The following is a 16,938-nucleotide window of genomic DNA, read 5'->3' as shown; positions in this document are numbered from 1 at the left end:
TAATATTGCCGAATCTTCCAATTTAGATCTACAAACACGGTTTATCAGGTGGGGTATAAAAGAGTAAATTGCTGAACTTGCGATGAATAAGGCTAGTATTCGCGACTCCTCTCGAGTGCTACACATCACCATTAATTCGGTTGTCAGGGTTTTAAACAATTTACACCCCTCAGTGTAATTCTATTCACTTTTAATATAAAAGGAATAAGTATTTATCTACGACGCAGATTAGAAATGGTTTTTCGTGGATAACAAAAATAGCCATCACGGGTTCTAGTATACGTGCGAGCTTAGATTGAAGAAAAGTATTTCAGTCGTCGTGCAAGAAAGACATTCAATTGTTTTTCAATCTGTTATATATATTCAAGATTGCATTTATGTGCACGGTCGATTTTCATATGTATGATAGCATTGTATAGGATAAGCATATTATTATCAAACTAGATACCCAACGTATTAAGAGGTGATATTTGGTCTTTCGTACACGTTTGAAATGATTTAATCTGAAAATGATTGGATACTAAACATCAACGGAAATGCACAAGCCCTATGCAGGATTAAAACATCAATTAATGATATAAAGAGTGGGTAGAAAGTAATTTCATCCCAATCTAATCTAACAGGTACCCGTTCAAAATGGCGTTGTTTCCAAAATATCTGAACTCATCGCAATTCCTACAATTAGATCGTCATGGAGTTAGGCGGGAGATGATGATGGGAAAGGGAAAGGCCAAACACCAAACACATGATCAGTAACTGGAAATAATATAATCAAGCATTAATAAACCGAGGCTAGTCACTTTTTGGATAGACGATGTTGCCATCAAGGCTTAGCTTTGTCTAAAGCATCATGGTCATCGTGGCCGTGGGTTTATATTTTCGGATGCCGCGATTGCAACGGAACTGATAGTGAAAGGTATTTTTAAGTTCCGACGTCGTTATTTAGGCCACAGCTATAAATAACGACGAAGGTGAATGGAAACCGTGTAAACACGGGAAGGAGAAACGGCGTATCTGGCGAAAACTTCATCTTGTTAGTATGTCTAATCATGAAATTATTGCTGCATAAGTTAGCCACAGTTTCTGTGGGTGATAATGAGGTTTTACCTATATTGCTTAACCCATTACGACAAAAGATACAGAAAGTTAGTGCTAATGGAGCCTATGACATAAGAGCATGTCATCACGTACTGAAAAATAAATGAATAACGCCCAGTATTTCACCTAGAAGCAATGCGAAGACTAGAAGGGAGGGAATTTAGTTCATTTCTTGTGCGTTGCTCCGGTTAATTGATATGATTTTTGTTTTAATCAGCATTTGTCTTTTATCAATTAAAAGCAGCGAGAAATTGTCAAAAAATTGATATTTAATTCAGAGGCTAACTTTCTGACGAATAAAATTCGATCACTTAGATGGAGCGCTCCACCTACAATTTTCCAGTGGATCTGAGACAGCAATTATCGAAATTCTGGCAACAGATCTTGAGGATCAATAAAAATCTTCATTTTTCTATCCTTACTGTATTGACACATCATTACAGTAATAGAGATAACAAATGAGTGTTACAGGAAAGATGATAGGAAGGCTCAAAAAATAAAAGACACAAACAATGGATAACTTTTTTGTATTGCTTCAACAGATCAGCATTTACCTTAAGGGTGCTCGTTACAAGTTAATTTAGGACTACTGGTAATAAAATTTGCGCACACAACCCACTACTAGATCTTGGTGTCAGATGAAGCACCCCGTTGTGTTGTTCAATGATACGTTGAACGATAGTAAGACCCAACCCTGTGGCTTCCACTGCCTTGTGATGTATCACCGCGTGTAAACGGTTGCAACACCGTCTCCACCTAATTAGGGGCAATACCCAGACCATTATCTTCTACCATAATCCACTGATAACGAAGATCATCAGTATTACTCGTGCTAATTTTTACCCAACCACCACCGTAACGTACTGCATTATCTACTAAATTCGTCACAGCACGACGAATCGCCACTTTGTTCGCATCAAGACGGCCAATTAACTCGCCCTTTTCAACATCGAATTTATGCCCAGTTGCACCATACGCTACCGACAAACCATCAACCAGAGAGTTGAGCTCAATATCCGTCATGTCCTGCAACTGTACCGAGCGTAAGTAATCCATAAATTGATTAATAATTTCGTTGCATTCTTCCGTATCTTTAATCATGCTGTCAACTAAGTTGTTGTCTTCTGTAGACATCATTTCAATTGCCAACCGGATACGGGTTAGTGGTATACGAAGATCGTGACTTACGCCTGCCATGAGTAAAGCTCGATCCTCTTCGAGCTTTCGTATTCCTTCACTCATTTGGTTAAACGCCCGTGTCACGGCACGTATATCTGATACACCACATTCTGGTAAGGGCAGTGTAAAGCGACCTTGGTCAACATCAATAGCCGCTTTTGCAAGTATGACAAGAGGTCGATTTAGCATTTTAATAAACAGCCATCCACCACTCATCACCAATAAAGTGATTACCATCGCATAGGTCAGTAACAACTGGAAATCATCTCGTTCTAGCCGCAAAAGCGGAATTTGCATCACGTAACCGAAGAACGTTTCGCTTGACAGCCAAAGCACAGAGCTTGTTGGTTCAAGACTAATCCGCGTTTCTATCGTTGCATTGAGTTTATGAAACATGTCCTTACCGACAAAGTGAATGGGTGCAGCCCGATGAAACTTATACATTATTTCCGGCTCTGACCTATCGTGCAACGTCATACCCAACTCAGCTAAGAGTGGTCTCCTTAGAAGATTATCTAGGTCGGAGGTTTCATAGTCATCTAGAAAAACATCATTTCCCAGTATTACTGAAATTTTGTGTGCCAGTAAGCTGTTGAATTGTTCTACACTAGGTAGTAATGCATAGTTTAAGAGAGTGAAGTAAAAAACAATCTGACTGGTAATCAAGAGGAAAACCAATACCAAGAGTGTGTATGAACACTTTCTTCTGGGAAGAAAGTGCATGACTTACGATTCTCCCTCGGGCACGAATACATAACCAAAACCCCAAACTGTCTGAATGTAACGAGGTTTACTCGGATCTTTTTCGATCATTCGACGAAGACGGGAGATTTGTACATCAATCGAGCGCTCCATTGCCGAGTATTCACGCCCCCGAGCCATATTCATTAGTTTGTCACGAGACATCGGCTCACGTGCATTTATTACCAGTGCTTTCAGCACCGCAAATTCACCAGATGTCAGCGTCAGGGGTTCTCATCGGTGCGGAACATTTCTCGAGTACCTAAATTTAATTTGAATTGGCCAAAAGTGATAATTTTTTCTTCACTAGAGGGTGCACCAGGTGCTTCAGTTGTCTGTCGACGTAACACGGCACGAATACGCGCTAACAGTTCCCGTGGATTGAACGGTTTCGGCAGATAATCATCTGCACCCACTTCCAACCCTACAATGCGATCGATTTCATCGATTTTTGCTGTCAACAATCAGGATTGGAAGCTTATTGTTAGCTTGACGCAAACGACGACAAATAGATAAACCATCCTCGCCAGGTAGCATTAAATCCAAGACCATAAGATGAAAATTTTCACGAAACAACAAGCGATCCATCTGTTCAGAATTGGCTACACTACGTACTTGAAAACCTTGTTCAGATAAATAGCGTTTAAGCAGCGCGCGCAATCTCATATCATCATCAACGACTAGGATTTTGTAATTGTCTTGCATAACACCCCTTTCTATTCCGGTGGTAGTAATATTGATCAGCCACCTCTGATCGAGAAGACCATAACGTTACTTAGATATCCCGTAGATTGTATAGCCTGACTTGCATATGAAACATCAACGTACAGCTTTGGAGAGAGAAAAACTGTTACAGGTATTACGACTCTCCCGTTTTTTGTTCACAAATTTAGGATACGACAAACTATTTCTCCTGACATTTAATCTCCGAGGGAGAATTTCTTTTTCTATATGCTTCAAGGTAATTATAAAGAGCTTATATAAAAACAATTTGAAGATACTCGATTTTAGAAGTCATCATGGTGTTCAGTTCGAGGTAATTTTATAGGAATAAGTAGTTTGTTTTACGGGGATTTAACAAAAAAATAGGTATAACCATACCCTTCCAGTAGGGCGAATGTGATGATGACATGCTTAGTATTAACTCTTTTTATGGAGATCTTTACAGGTGTTGTTGATTAAATTAAGTCTACAATGAACTGATCTCAATCTTTTTTACAGTCTTAATTAGTCCTCTGGTAAACAGGCATACCGAGTCTTATAATTTTGTTTTTTCACCTAGAAATTCCCCCTTCAGAAACTATATGTGGTATGGCTTAAGGCATGTCCCTTTCTGTGATAACATTTAGCACGATTGAACAGATAAAAGGCATGAATGAATTTTAAAGGTATCAAATCGAAGCTGCTTCGCTTTAAACGTATTTTTACTACGAATCGAGCTATATTTATATTCAGTAATCCCCGCCATGACACAGACTATGATGATTTAGAAAGCGCCAAGATGCTGAAGTGTGGTAGCTCAGAAAATGGCTTTTCCACTTACTAAAACTTTGTTTGCGCTGAAGGGCAATACAAAGTTAACTTTAGTTATAAGGGAAAAGCGTGTCTGCAATGTGGAAAGCGTTATGCACGGGAGAGTATGGTCAAAAGAGGCGTCCGGTTATTTCCTAGGGTGAGTTATCGGGCAAGTTGTCTCAACATTTCCTGAATAACTTCGTATTCCTTTCTATTATAACTTCAATCAGAAGCGTTTATATTTTGAGTTTATGGTCTTGGCGGAAACCTGCTTATTAGAGTTGATTCAGGCGCACTTTAAGTCTGATGCGTGTGAAATCGCCGTCATTGTTTTCATCCATACCCATAGTCGTAATGGCAACTACAATCCGCAGTTACCAGTGATACTGGTTGAAGGTGCATTGTTTCCTTCAAACCAAGATTGGAAAAGATTTCAGAATTTATCGTTATCTTAGCTACGCTAATTTTGGCAAAAACATTTACTAAAGTTAATGGAGATTGAGTTTGCGGTTCGTCAATATGTGATAAGAACCTTATGGGCTAATTATCCTGATGGTTTCTATACTTACCCTAGCAAGGGTCATAAAAATAAAGTTGCAAGCAAAAGATACCGAGGGTTAATACGATACCTAACCAAATATTTGTCATCCTCGCCGATAGGCTTATCTAGGATAGTGGGGTATGATGGTCATCAAGTCAGGTATTACTATCAATCATATAAGACGAAGTTGAAAATGTATGAGACAGTGGATGCTTAGGTATTTGTTGGCAGGCTGGTTCAGCACATTTTTCCTAAAGAATTTTAACGAGTGAGATATTATAGCCATCAAGCGACAGCGAATTTTAGGAAGTGGTATGAAGTAATAGCGAGGGCAGTAGGAAATTTGGTGGATGAAATGATGAGTTACACCAAACGTATCAGCTATAGCTATGTAGATCTTTTCGAAGAGGTAGCAGGTCGTAATCCCTTAAAATGTGTGTTTTTTGGGCGAGGGATGGAATTGGTTCGGCTCTTCCACTCAAAGCATGGTATATTCTTCGATTTAATTTGCTTCCTTATAGTGGTTAATTGATATGGTTTTTGTTTATCGCTTTCACATTTGCCAACGCTTCACTAACTTGAGCATTGTAATTAAGAAGGGTGTTGTTTCCAAAATATCTGAACTAATCGCAATTCCTACGATCATAGCATTATCTCCGCTTAACTCCATGATGATCTGATCGTAGGAATTGCGATTAGTTCAGATATTTTGGAAACAACGGTATCTTTACACCTAAAAAGGATACCTTGATCATGACATTAGTAAAGCTTGTTGAAACCTGCATCAGCAGGTTATGTATTCAATAAGTTGATTATACTTTAAAGATAATACTCACGTTCAATGAATGTACCGATTACTTTGTCGTGCATTTCCGTTGAGTTGAGTATTTAATCGTTTTCTGAATGAATCATTTCAATCGTATACGGAGGGTAAAATTCTCCCTCTCAATGCGTTGCGTTATAGAACTGTTCAAAAATGTTTTTTATTCTCGGGAAGAGATATTGTATACATTGAAAGAGTCCTTGTACCAAAACGTAACATTAAATGTTGATAATTGATTGAAAATTAGATTGAATATTTTCTTCTAAGACAAACCAATACATGCGTAATGATTTTCTTCAATCAAGACTCTTAAGCATACTATGCAATGCTGGTTATTTTTGTTACCCATGAAATACTAGTGCTCATCTACTTCGCAGATAAGCATAACTTTTTGTTCATCAATAGGGAATATGGTTACACAGATGGGTGTAAGTTTTATACAATCTAGACAACTTAATTTAATGCTGATGTGTAGTCCTAGAAAGGAGTTGAGGATATCCGCATTGTTCATAGTAAGTTCAACAAACTGCTCTTTTATCCCCGCCTGATAAGTCGTGTTTGTATCTTCAAGATAGCAGGTCGAAGATCCGGTAACATTACTGGCAGCGATAGCGTTGAGGATTACCTTGTAAAAGCAGGTGTTTTATATAAAGAAAGATTTATTGAATATATGACCGTATCTTCAAATTATTTTTATATATCATTGAATCTGAATTTAAGGCTGGAGTGCGATACTTTCCAATCAAGTGACTAATGCCATTTCGTTAAAAAGAACGGCCGGCTGTTTAACCCATAAATACTTTTTAAGCCGGTGATTAATACTTATTTGAGTAAAGGTAATCTCCATCCGTGAGTATTTTTAAGTTTATCTTTTTTCATATTGTCTCAAAAACCCATGTTTTATTTTTTCATCGTTTCGATGAACGAATAAGGGCGTGCAAAGTAAATTTCAACATCCAAATCTTTTTCTATCATTTCGTTATGAGCTAACTCTCGACAATTATCTACCGTAATCGTATGGATATATTTTTTGTATGGCATAACCTCGGAGGTACATTCACCACTGTAGTTTGCTGATAACGTATGGTCACCATAAAATCCGTTCGCTTCGAGCTTTTCAGCTCTTCAATTTTATCGTAGATTTCGTTTAGAAACCTAATTTGCATCGCATATCCAGTTTCATTACTCGGGGCATAATAACTTTTCCGATAATAGAAATGGAAAGTAACTTAAGGTGTCATATGCGTGAAATTTCTCGCTATTAAATTCTTGTTGATTTGTCGTCATATCAACGTGCTCAGTGTGTTTTGGTGGATCCCACCAAGGCTAATATAACCTTAGATCTATATAAGCAATAATAAGCAATGACTCTAGGAATAAGGGTGACAATAAAACTTACCCCATTTCAGTGCCAAGAATGCTTGATTTGGGATATGTTTTTTAGTTGCTCAAGAACGATTTTAATAATAAATCGTTTCCGGAGCATCAGAAGGTCCCAACGTTTCATCACTCTTGGTTGCATATTATTTTGCACACCCGTTATAAGTGTCACTCCCTTTTCTGCAAGTTCTCGCTCCAATGGACCAGAGATATATAACCTTTATCTCCGTATAAACACCCTAAAGCTCGTTGGCCCTTTCTGCCACAGGTTTTCTATTATCCACGTTAGTCGTCGTCACTTTAACTGAGATAATGCCACTTTGGTCATTGATAATAAGGTTTAATTTGAAACCATAGAACCACCCCATCGTTCCTTTTTCTCGCTTCGAAGTACTTTTAAAAACCTGATATCTAACAATGCGTAGATTGTGACAAATCTGTATCGTAAACGAATCACTGAAGGTAATTCCTGTTGGTTTTGCCTGACAATGAGTGAGGTAAGAGCAAATCGAAACCAAAACACCTTACATGAGTTTGAGCATTCTCATGTGGCTGACTAGTTCAGGAAATTCGTTGGTGAGGAAGAGGCAAACAAAATGGATGTAATAGGTTTTGAGGTTTCTATACCCCGATTGATGAAAAGTTATAACTGTCGTCATTATTTTGCTAACTAAGAGGCGAGACGGTCTGTTTCTTCGTTTGATCCCAGAAGAAATTAGGTGTTTTTTCTATGCAGGGGAAGAAATTTGGCAGAAGTAGTCGACATCGACGAAAACAGCGTCTAAGTTATTCATGCTCAAGTCCTTATAAAGGCAATAGTTTTCTAACGATCAGATCTCGACTAAGGTATTTAGTTTATTTCTTATGCGCAACTCAGGTTAATTACAATGCTCAAGTGAGTGAAGCGCTGGCAAATGTGGAAGAGATGAACAAAGTTATAAGACTGGGTATGCTTGCTCGCCAGAAGATAAATTAAGACTGTAGAAAAGATTGAGATCAGTGTGTTACAGTTCTAATTTAATCAACACCGCCTATCTCTACAGCAAAATAACAACATCATACCAGTACTACCCCACTTGGATATCAGCTGACAAGCTGTGTACGCAGTATCTTCGTTGGTCTTTACTGCATTGGGGTAATCCATACTAAAATATCGTAAGTGAATGCCTCAACGCAACCAGAAGATGGTATCTTACCTCCAACTCTTTTCATTTCCTTATGACAGCACCATTTAACTCTTTCTTGGTTGTTAATTACGCAGAAGACTGTTTTTCACTCTCTAAATGCTATGTTTGAGACGCATATTTATTAGTCATTAGATATGTGTTTAGTGTACAATATACCAATAAGATCCAGAGTCCCCTATATTCATATGGAGTCTTTCATAATCCCCATAAATAACAGGCATATGGAATATCAGCAGTATAAGTTTACAATTTAACAGCATTCTGCCTTATTGTGATACTTTCTCGTGAAAATCCGGTAAGCATTGCCCACAGAATGACAATAATACCTGTGAAAAATCTTCAGGATGAGAGATAAATGGCGCATGTGCTGAATTATCAAAGATTTTCTGTTGAGATTGAGGTACCAATATATTAACTGCTTGCGCTACCCTCACTGGAACTATGGCATCTAGTAGGCCGTAGATCTGTAACCAAGGCATTGATAATTCATGTAATCGTGGACGTAAATCAGTGTGACCGAGGATATAGAATCCAGCTTTTAGAGATTCAGTTTGAGGTGGTGGATGCGCTACTACCACTTTCTTCAACCATTCTATATCTTGACGAGCCGTTAGGGTTCCCATTGCCTGAAACTCTATAAATCTCTCAACTGTACCTATAAAGTCCTCGCTTAGTTGCTGCAAGAATGCTTCTAGCACTTGAAGTTTTGTTCCTCTCCATCCCTGTTTTTCTAGAAATCTAGGGGAGCTTGCTACGGTAACTAAACCTTGGACACGTTCAGGTGCAAGAAGTGCGACCTGTGTGGCTACTATCCCTCCTAGGGACCAACCAACCCAAATAGCTGGTTGGTCTGAATTTTCCAACAAGCACTGTACCATATCCTTTAAAGAAAGTGCATCTGAGGGTTGACTATAACCGTAGCCAGGCAGATCGACACAATGCACACGATAGTGTGCAGTGAGAAACGGGAGCAGATGTTGCCAAACGGCACTATTCATCCCCCATCCATGAATAAAAATCATGTCAGAACCTTGGCCTGATCTATACCAATGAAGTGAAGTGGTCATTTACACTGCCTAAACGTATTACTGGACAATGGTATCCTTTATTTTCTGCACTATCTTACGTGTTCTTATACTGATGTGTCGCTATGTGTTTCACAGCATAGAGATCATTATTGTCTTGAGTTCAATATGTGCCATAAATATTTTTCTCTACTCATCGCTGTATGCCGTACAGATTGTAAACACCCCATCCAATAAATAATTATGCTGTAGCCTGAAAAATTTATAGCCATGGGATAATTGGAACTGCTTTGGTGATTATATCTTTCCTTACTATATCTTACTGGTGTTACTGATTAAATGAGGCCTATAATGCACGGATCACAATATTTTTACAGTCTTAATTTGTCTTCTGTCGAACAGGCATACTGAGTCTTACAACTTTGTTTATCTCTTTCACATTTATTAGCGCCTCACTAACTTGATCATTGTAATTACGAAGCGTGCGTTTAGGGTCGAGCAACTGTTTATAGCGAAACATTGCTGTCTTTGCTAATAAGTGTTTGTGATAACCCCAGTCCTTTTCCAACTCCGCCAGTTTGTCTTTTTTCAACGCCTTCACGGCTTGATTTCTAGGATAGCCTTCCTCCCAGTATTCCGCGGTGCTTAGAGATGGAATAGTAGGCGTTATTCTTTTGTTCTTCAGTACGTGGTGACATGATCTTGTGTCATAGGCTCCATCAGCACTGACTTGCTATATCTTTCGTTGTAATGGATTAAGCAATATAGGTAACCTCAGATCTGCATAAGCGCTTGCTTATCAAACCTAGTCATCTTGATGTTCGGCTCCTTGAGTTGAAATGAATATGCGATAAGCCCCCCGCCAGCAATTTGATCATAAAGCTGATACAACGGCGGTGCCGAGATGTGCGATGTAGGATATTTTTTTTAGTTGGTCAAAAACGGTTTTAATAATAAATCGATTCCGGAGCATCAGGTGGTTCCAAAGTTTCATAACTTTGGGTTTCATGTTTTTTTCATACTCGTTATCAGTTTCACTCCCTTATCTATAAGTTTCCGCTCCAATGGACCAGACATATAACTTTTATCTCCGTAGAACCACCCCAAAAGCTTGTTAACTATTTCCAATACAGGCTTTCTATCATCCACGTTATCCGTCCTCACTTTGACTGAGATCATACTACCTTACTCATTGATAATAAAGTGTAATTTGGAATCGTAGAACAATCACATCGTTCCTTCTCCTCGCTTATCGGTATCTTTAAAAACCTGAAGTTTGAGAATGCGTAGGTTATGACAAATCTGTAACTTGAACGAATCAACGAAGGCAATCCCTGTCTATGAGTGAAGTAAGAGCAAAGCTGAACCAGAATATCTTGCATGAGCGTGAGCATCCTCGTGTAGCTAACTAATTCAGGAAATTTATTGGTGAGGTAGCGACAAACAAAGTGGATGTAATAGGTTTTGAAGTTTTGATACCCCAATTGATGGAAAGTTATCACTTCGCTAACTGAGAGGCGAGAGGACTTATTTCATTGTTTGATACCGGAAGAAATTAGGTGTTTTTTCCATGTAGGGAGGAAAGTCTGGTAGATGTCGTCGACATCCACGAAAACAGCATCTAAGTTATTCATGCTCAAGTCTTTGTGCAGTCAATAGTTTATTTCAAACGATCAGATCGAGACTTTGATATTTAGTTCATTTTTTAAGCGCAGCTTAGGTTAGGTAAAACTTCATGACTAGACACATCAACGGCAAGATGAAGTTTGCGCTAGATACATCACTTCACCTTATCGTGTTTATGCGTTTTCCATTGATCTTCGTCGTGTACCTTTAGGTTTGTGGCATCAATAATGACGTGGTCGAGAGTTCCTCAACTCGGCAAACAGTACTTAACTTTTACGGTCTTCGAACGCATTACTAATGCAGGTGTATGTAGGGGGGCAGCGAGATATTCATCAACATAAAAACTGAATTGAGAAAACTTTATAATCTACGAAGGGGGAGTTTAAAAATACCTTTCACCATCAGTGCCGTTTCAATTGAGGTATCCGAGAATATAAACCCACAATCACGAGAACCGTGATGTTTTAGACAAGGCCATGCCTTAATAGAAGCGACGTCTATCCAAAGAATCACTGAGCCACGGTTTACTAATGCTTAATTATATTGTTTCCAGTTGCTGATCTTGTGCTTTCCCTTTCCCATTATAACCTCCCGCTTAACTCTGGGATGATCTGATCATAGGAATTGCGATTAGTTAAGATATTATTAAAACAACGTCTATCTTACTCCATAAGTGGCAGAGCCAAGACTCATTTTTATCTGGTTGATGCATTAGCGCGTATCCTCAACAAGTAAATAGGGCGAGCTACACATTTACATCCTTCAGCAACAGAGAATTATGTTCCAGTACCGACTGTCCAATTTCCCAGATTTTTTATTCCAATTGACCCTGTTCCTGATCCTGTAGTTTTAAACCATGATGTGTTCATTATAGATGCTATCTTACAAGGTTTGGCTTATTACTTAAACAAATGAGATCAAGTCATTAGCGTTAACTGTTTGTTCCACGCCTTTTTGAGGATACATTCATGAAATAAGTATCTTTGTTTATATAGGGGTGATAGTACAGAAAAGAAAGCGTAAACTATAAAAACAGTACTGGACTATTTAGGTAGGACGTTATGTTTAAAATTACAATTACAAAAAGTGCGCAAAATCATTTCGTAAAATTGTTGGCGCAGCAACCACAAGGTACCAATATCCGCGTATTCGTAGTTAATCCTGGCACTCAAAATGCTGAGTGTGGTGTTTCTTATTGCCCAGAGGATGCAATTGAAGCTAGCGATACTGAGTTAATTCTTGACGGATTCTTAGCATATGTTGACGAGCTTAGTTTCCCCTTTCTGGAAGAAGCAGAGATTGATCTTGTTACCGATAAAATTGGCTCTCAGTTGACGCTTAAAGCGCCAAATGCCAAAATACGCAAATTGGCTGATGACGCCTTGTTAATTGAGCGTGTTGAATATGTCATTCAAACGCTAATTAATCCGCAGTTAGTTGGTCATGGAGGCAACATTCAGCTGATAGAAATCACTGAAGAAGGCATCGCTGTGATCCAATTTGGTGGCGGTTGTAACGGTTGCTCAATGGTAGATTTAACATTGAAAAATGGTATTGAAAAGCAACTACTCGAAGAGTTCCGAGACGAACTCACCTCTGTGCGTGATATCACAGAACACTCTCACGGTAAGCATTCCTTCTACTGATTACTTGATATTAGATACTCCTTCTTTGTAACGCGTATCACATTATAAGTGGAGGTATCTAAAACCACATGGACTTTCCACTATTAAGGTATGCACTCGTTTAAGTTCTTACCTATTAACTCTAATCAGTTTGAGTGTAATTGAGACAGTAGAAAAGATCACTACCCCTGCAAACCCTCATAACAGTTTAACAGCCACAATATAACAGGTAGCAGCCATTGAAAATGATATCGTATTACACCTGATAAACGGTCTGATTTAATTAACCTCAGATCTGCATAAGCGCGTGCTTATCAAACTTATCCATCTTGATGTTCTGCTTTTTTAGTTGAAATGAATACGTGATAAGCCCCGCCAGAAAGTTGATCATAAAGCTGATACAACGGCGGTGCCGAGATGTACGATTTGGAATATATTTTTTAGTTGGTCAAAAACGGGTTCAATAATAAATAGATTCCGGAGCATCAGGTGGTTCCAAAGTTTTATCACTTTAGGTTTAATGTTTTTTGACACCCGTTATCATTGTCATTTCCTTGTTTACAAGTTCCTGTTCCAATGGATCAGCGATATAACCTTTATCTCCGTATAAACACCCCAAAGCTCGTCAACCCTTTCCGATATAGGCTTTCTATCATCCACGTAATCCGTCGTCACTTTGACTGAGATAATGCTACCTCGGTCATTGATAATAAGGTGTAATTTAAAACCGTAGATCCACCCCCTAGTTAATTTTCCTTGCTTCGCGGTATATTTAAAAAACTGATGTCTGAGAATGCGTAGGTTGTGATAGACCTGTAGCTTGGACGAATCAACGAAGGCAATCTCTGTCAGCCTTGCATGACGGTGAGTTAGGTAAGAATAAAACTGAATCAGAACACCTTGCATGAGTTTAAGCATCCTCATGTAGCTAACTAATTTAGGAAATTCGTTGGTGAGGTAGCGACAAATAAAGTGGATGTAATAGGTTTTGAAGTCGAGATACTAAGATTGATGGAAAGTTATCACTATCATCATGACTTTGCTAACTGAGAGGTGAGAAGGATGGTTTCTTTGTTTGATACCGGAAGAAATGAGGTGTTTTTTCCATGTAGGGAAGAAAGTCTGGTAGAAGTCGTCGACATCGACGAAAACAGTCTCTAAGTTATTCATGCCCAAGGCATTGTACAATCAATAGGTTATTTCAAACGATCAGATCGAGACTTAGTCATTTAGTTCATTTCTTATGTGTAACTCAGGTTATGGTCTTTCTGATAAAGTGATTATAATGTGTAACCCTGCTGTTTAAAGATAACTTATCAAAGATCAACATTCCCTAGTTGTTCCATACAAGGTTTTTTACATCAAGTGTAAATTTGCAATTTCTAACTAAGATTTTATAATCTGGAATACTTCCCATATCACAACACAAATAGTTTGGGATATTACTTGACAAGGTTGGATGTTATAGGGGCATATATAATAAAGTCATTGATGATGCGCTTCATGTGTGTTTATAATGGAGGTGGCAGGAATTTATTATTCTATATTCTGGATTTGTTCACGTATCTGTTCGATAAGAACTTTTAATTCGATCCCAGATGTAGTAACCTCGGTGCTGATGGATTTAGATGCCAATGTGTTTGATTCACGGTTTAATTCCTGCATCATGAAATCTAAACGTCGGCCACAGGCTCCTCCTTGAGCCAAGATTTTCTTCGTCTCCGATACATGTGAATCTAGTCGCTCTAGCTCTTCTGCGACATCCGTTTTTTGTGCCATAAGAATCATTTCCTGTTCGATACGATGCGCGTCTAATTTTAGTTTTACCTCTTCCAATTTTTGGATTAGACGTTGGCGTTGCCAGTTTAGAATTTCTGGTATTTTAGTACGGATTTTGATTACTTCCACATTGATCGCCATTAAGCGCTGTTCAATTAGTATTCTCATATTGTTACCTTCACGGGCGCGTGCTGCTATGAGGTTGACCACGGTTTCATCGAAGTTCTCTATTAACTCTTTGTTTATAGAATCCCTGTTTTGTCCTATATCCTCCATCACGCCTGGCCATTGCAGGACTTGGAATGGCTCGATGTTACCTTCACCTGATAGTTTTTTTATCCACTTAGCTGCATGAATCACTTTCTTTGCTAATTCTTCATTGATACAGAGTTGTGTGTTCGAAGACGAATTGGCTTCAAAACGTAGACTGCATTCTACCTTACCGCGAGAAAGCCGCTGACGTAAGCGTTCACGAAGGATGTGTTCAAGACCACGGAACTGTTCTGGCATTCGGATACAGGTTTCGAGGTAACGGTGATTCACCGAATGGATTTCCCAAATGGCGGAACCCCATGTGTTCTTTATTTCCTGTCTGGAATAGGCAGTCATACTGTAGATCATTAATGTACACTCTTTTATCAAAGTGATTTTCATTATACGCAGATACTAGCCGGTGTGTCAGCACCTAGTACAAATTGTAAGAAAAAACGGAGGGGGTGGTTAGTATTAGCGTGATTTGATCAAAATAACTATAATGTTGGGTTAACGAAATTCAGTAGTTTAAGACAGGAGGAATCCTATGCGTCCAAGCGGAAGGGAAGTTGATCAAATTCGACCGGTTATCATTACCCGTCATTTTACCATTCATGCGGAAGGTTCAGTACTAGTTAGGTTTGGAGACACTAAAATTATTTGTACTGCAAGCGTTGAGGAGGGTGTACCTCGCTTTCTTAAAGGTAAAGGACAAGGCTGGATAACTGCTGAGTACGGCATGTTACCGCGTGCTACTCATACCCGCAACAGCCGTGAAGCGGTAAACGGGAAACAAGGTGGCCGTACCCTAGAAATTCAACGTCTTATTGCACGTAGTTTGCGCGCAGCGGTCAATTTGGATAAACTTGGAAACTTCACCATTACTGTTGACTGTGATGTAATTCAAGCTGATGGAGGTACGCGCACCGCGTCTATTTCTGGTGCTAGCGTGGCATTGGCTGATGCACTGAACAAGCTAGTTGTAGAAGGAAAACTGGCTATGAATCCAATGAAAGGTCATGTTGCTGCGGTGTCTGTTGGTATTCTTAATGGTACACCAATCTGTGATCTTGAATATGTTGAAGATTCTGCAGCAGAAACCGACATGAATGTGGTGATGCTGGAAAATGGTCGAATGGTTGAAGTTCAAGGCACTGCCGAAGGTAAACCGTTCACGATAGAAGAATTAAATGTGATGTTGTCTATGGCTATGAAAGGCATTGAAGATATCATCTTTATTCAGAAAGCATCATTAGTAAATGGATAAATAAGGGGCTTCTAGTCCGAGTGGATTGCTCTCTTCCGTCATTTTATAACCCTGATCATTGAAGAGACTTGATTTTTAATAAAATTAGGATCAAGCAACGCACTGTGACAGGGCTTTTTACCAAGAAGTAAAAATAAACACTCTCAACCCTGCATGATACAACGCGTGCAGGGTTGAGTCTGCGATCGCAATAAGAGTGGTACAGATTGTATCTGAAGGTTGGTATATTGCGATGAGTTTTCAAGCACTGCGCATCTATGAAACAACTGTTTTACGCCACATCAAGAACTGGGAAACTGATCTCAGAAAATGCGTAAATTGTGATAAACATATAGCTTGGATGAATCAACGAAGGCAATCTCTGTCGGCCTTGCCTGATGGTGAGTGAGGTAAGAGTAAAGTGGATGTAATAGGTTTTGAAGTCTCGATACCCTGATTGATGGAAAGTTATCACTATTGTCATTACTTCGCTAACTGAGAGGCGAGAAGGCTTTTTTCTTTGTTTGACACCGACAGAAATTAGGTATTTTTCCCATGCAGGGGGGAAAGTCTGGCAGAAGTTGTCGATATCGCCGAAAACAGTGTCTAGGTTATTCATGCCCAAGTCATTATGCAGTTAATAGTTTGTTTCAAAAAATCAGATCGCGACTTGGGCATGTAGTTCATTTCTTATGCGTAGATCAGGTTAATCAAGCATTAATAAACCAAGGCCAGTCACTTGTTGGATACCAAGATTGAAACGGAACTGATGGTGAAAGGTATTTTCAAGTTCCCACGTCGTTATTGACGCCACAGGCCTAAGGGTATACGGCGAAGGTGAATGGATATAGGTAAGATCTCATTATCACTTACAGAAACTAGGCTAACTTCTGCAGCAATAACCTCATGAGTAGACACATG

Annotated in this window: 14 protein-coding genes and 7 pseudogenes; 9 read left to right on the top strand and 12 right to left on the bottom strand. The window is 39.0% G+C overall.

The features are described from left to right. Nucleotides 1-67: 67 nt before the first annotated feature. The 3 genes and pseudogenes from BTN49_RS20440 (at nucleotide 68) to BTN49_RS20430 (ending at nucleotide 1,205) form a co-directional block, all read left to right on the top strand. Complete coding sequence (locus BTN49_RS20440) at nucleotides 68-178, top strand: IS1-like element transposase (RefSeq protein ID WP_369073694.1); 111 nt, start codon at nucleotides 68-70, stop codon at nucleotides 176-178. Between the two features lie 603 nt (nucleotides 179-781). Further along, nucleotides 782-924 (top strand): annotated as a pseudogene (locus BTN49_RS20435) (transposase); the annotation flags it as partial. A gap of 47 nt (nucleotides 925-971) precedes the next feature. Further along, nucleotides 972-1,205, top strand: a complete 234-nt coding sequence (locus tag BTN49_RS20430; RefSeq protein WP_146679120.1) for a hypothetical protein — start codon at nucleotides 972-974, stop codon at nucleotides 1,203-1,205. A gap of 468 nt (nucleotides 1,206-1,673) precedes the next feature. On the opposite strand, the pseudogene envZ reads toward BTN49_RS20430, so the two are convergent. The 4 genes and pseudogenes from envZ to BTN49_RS18970 form a co-directional block, all read right to left on the bottom strand. After that, nucleotides 1,674-3,000: pseudogene (envZ, locus tag BTN49_RS04730) on the bottom strand (two-component system sensor histidine kinase EnvZ). 3 nt (nucleotides 3,001-3,003) lie between these two features. Further along, nucleotides 3,004-3,219, bottom strand: a complete 216-nt coding sequence (locus tag BTN49_RS18980; RefSeq protein WP_274538467.1) for a winged helix-turn-helix domain-containing protein — start codon at nucleotides 3,217-3,219, stop codon at nucleotides 3,004-3,006. Nucleotides 3,220-3,242: 23 nt separating this feature from the next. Next, complete coding sequence (locus BTN49_RS18975; RefSeq protein WP_199399370.1) at nucleotides 3,243-3,479, bottom strand: response regulator transcription factor family protein; 237 nt, start codon at nucleotides 3,477-3,479, stop codon at nucleotides 3,243-3,245. Next, nucleotides 3,460-3,723, bottom strand: a complete 264-nt coding sequence (locus BTN49_RS18970; RefSeq protein ID WP_199399369.1) for a response regulator — start codon at nucleotides 3,721-3,723, stop codon at nucleotides 3,460-3,462. The genes BTN49_RS18975 and BTN49_RS18970 overlap by 20 nt, the downstream gene beginning before the upstream one ends. A 1,061-nt stretch (nucleotides 3,724-4,784) precedes the next feature. Here BTN49_RS18970 and BTN49_RS04720 point away from each other — a divergent pair. The 3 genes from BTN49_RS04720 to BTN49_RS04715 are packed head-to-tail and all read left to right on the top strand — an operon-like array spanning nucleotide 4,785 to nucleotide 5,606. Continuing rightward, complete coding sequence (locus BTN49_RS04720; RefSeq protein ID WP_097356220.1) at nucleotides 4,785-4,988, top strand: hypothetical protein; 204 nt, start codon at nucleotides 4,785-4,787, stop codon at nucleotides 4,986-4,988. 36 nt (nucleotides 4,989-5,024) lie between these two features. Further along, complete coding sequence (locus tag BTN49_RS20425; protein ID WP_146679116.1) at nucleotides 5,025-5,291, top strand: transposase; 267 nt, start codon at nucleotides 5,025-5,027, stop codon at nucleotides 5,289-5,291. Between the two features lie 51 nt (nucleotides 5,292-5,342). Continuing rightward, entirely contained in the window at nucleotides 5,343-5,606 is a 264-nt protein-coding gene (locus tag BTN49_RS04715) for a hypothetical protein (RefSeq protein WP_146679114.1), read from the top strand. Nucleotides 5,607-7,305: 1,699 nt separating this feature from the next. On the opposite strand, the pseudogene BTN49_RS22000 reads toward BTN49_RS04715, so the two are convergent. Then, nucleotides 7,306-8,071 (bottom strand): annotated as a pseudogene (locus BTN49_RS22000) (IS982 family transposase); the annotation flags it as partial. A gap of 86 nt (nucleotides 8,072-8,157) precedes the next feature. Here BTN49_RS22000 and BTN49_RS17450 point away from each other — a divergent pair. Continuing rightward, nucleotides 8,158-8,253 (top strand): annotated as a pseudogene (locus BTN49_RS17450) (IS5/IS1182 family transposase); the annotation flags it as partial. A 477-nt stretch (nucleotides 8,254-8,730) separates the two neighbouring features. Here the strand turns inward: BTN49_RS17450 and bioH are convergent. From bioH to BTN49_RS04685, 4 genes and pseudogenes are all read right to left on the bottom strand, one after another. Further along, nucleotides 8,731-9,531 (bottom strand): pimeloyl-ACP methyl ester esterase BioH, encoded by an 801-nt coding sequence (gene bioH / locus BTN49_RS04700; protein ID WP_097356216.1) that lies wholly within the window; start codon nucleotides 9,529-9,531, stop codon nucleotides 8,731-8,733. 337 nt (nucleotides 9,532-9,868) lie between these two features. Then, entirely contained in the window at nucleotides 9,869-10,081 is a 213-nt protein-coding gene (locus BTN49_RS04695) for a hypothetical protein (RefSeq protein WP_146679110.1), read from the bottom strand. A gap of 182 nt (nucleotides 10,082-10,263) precedes the next feature. Beyond that, nucleotides 10,264-11,123 (bottom strand): annotated as a pseudogene (locus BTN49_RS21995) (IS982 family transposase). A gap of 352 nt (nucleotides 11,124-11,475) precedes the next feature. Next, nucleotides 11,476-11,628: a transposase gene (locus BTN49_RS04685; protein ID WP_097356214.1), complete on the bottom strand. Its 153-nt coding sequence runs from the start codon at nucleotides 11,626-11,628 to the stop codon at nucleotides 11,476-11,478. A 548-nt stretch (nucleotides 11,629-12,176) separates the two neighbouring features. Here BTN49_RS04685 and nfuA point away from each other — a divergent pair. Then, on the top strand, nucleotides 12,177-12,761 hold the full coding sequence (nfuA, locus tag BTN49_RS04680) for a Fe-S biogenesis protein NfuA (RefSeq protein WP_097356213.1): 585 nt from the start codon (nucleotides 12,177-12,179) through the stop codon (nucleotides 12,759-12,761). 268 nt (nucleotides 12,762-13,029) lie between these two features. Here nfuA and BTN49_RS21990 read toward each other — a convergent pair. Together BTN49_RS21990 and BTN49_RS04670 are read right to left on the bottom strand one after the other, a co-directional pair. Then, nucleotides 13,030-13,910, bottom strand: a pseudogene (locus BTN49_RS21990) (IS982 family transposase). 366 nt (nucleotides 13,911-14,276) lie between these two features. Further along, nucleotides 14,277-15,140 carry a YicC/YloC family endoribonuclease gene (locus BTN49_RS04670; protein WP_097356212.1) on the bottom strand — a complete coding sequence of 288 codons (864 nt, stop codon included), beginning with the start codon at nucleotides 15,138-15,140 and terminating at the stop codon, nucleotides 14,277-14,279. A 178-nt stretch (nucleotides 15,141-15,318) separates the two neighbouring features. Between BTN49_RS04670 and rph the strand changes: the two genes are divergently transcribed. Continuing rightward, entirely contained in the window at nucleotides 15,319-16,038 is a 720-nt protein-coding gene (gene rph / locus BTN49_RS04665; protein WP_097356211.1) for a ribonuclease PH, read from the top strand. A 308-nt stretch (nucleotides 16,039-16,346) separates the two neighbouring features. On the opposite strand, the pseudogene BTN49_RS15185 reads toward rph, so the two are convergent. Continuing rightward, nucleotides 16,347-16,636: pseudogene (locus BTN49_RS15185) on the bottom strand (IS982 family transposase); the annotation flags it as partial. Nucleotides 16,637-16,938 lie beyond the last annotated feature (302 nt).

It is taken from the genome of Candidatus Enterovibrio escicola (assembly GCF_002464935.1).
Classification (GTDB): domain Bacteria; phylum Pseudomonadota; class Gammaproteobacteria; order Enterobacterales; family Vibrionaceae; genus Enterovibrio; species Enterovibrio escicola.
Note: the sequence above shows the minus strand (reverse complement) of the source record. Positions and strands in the feature narration are given on the sequence as shown.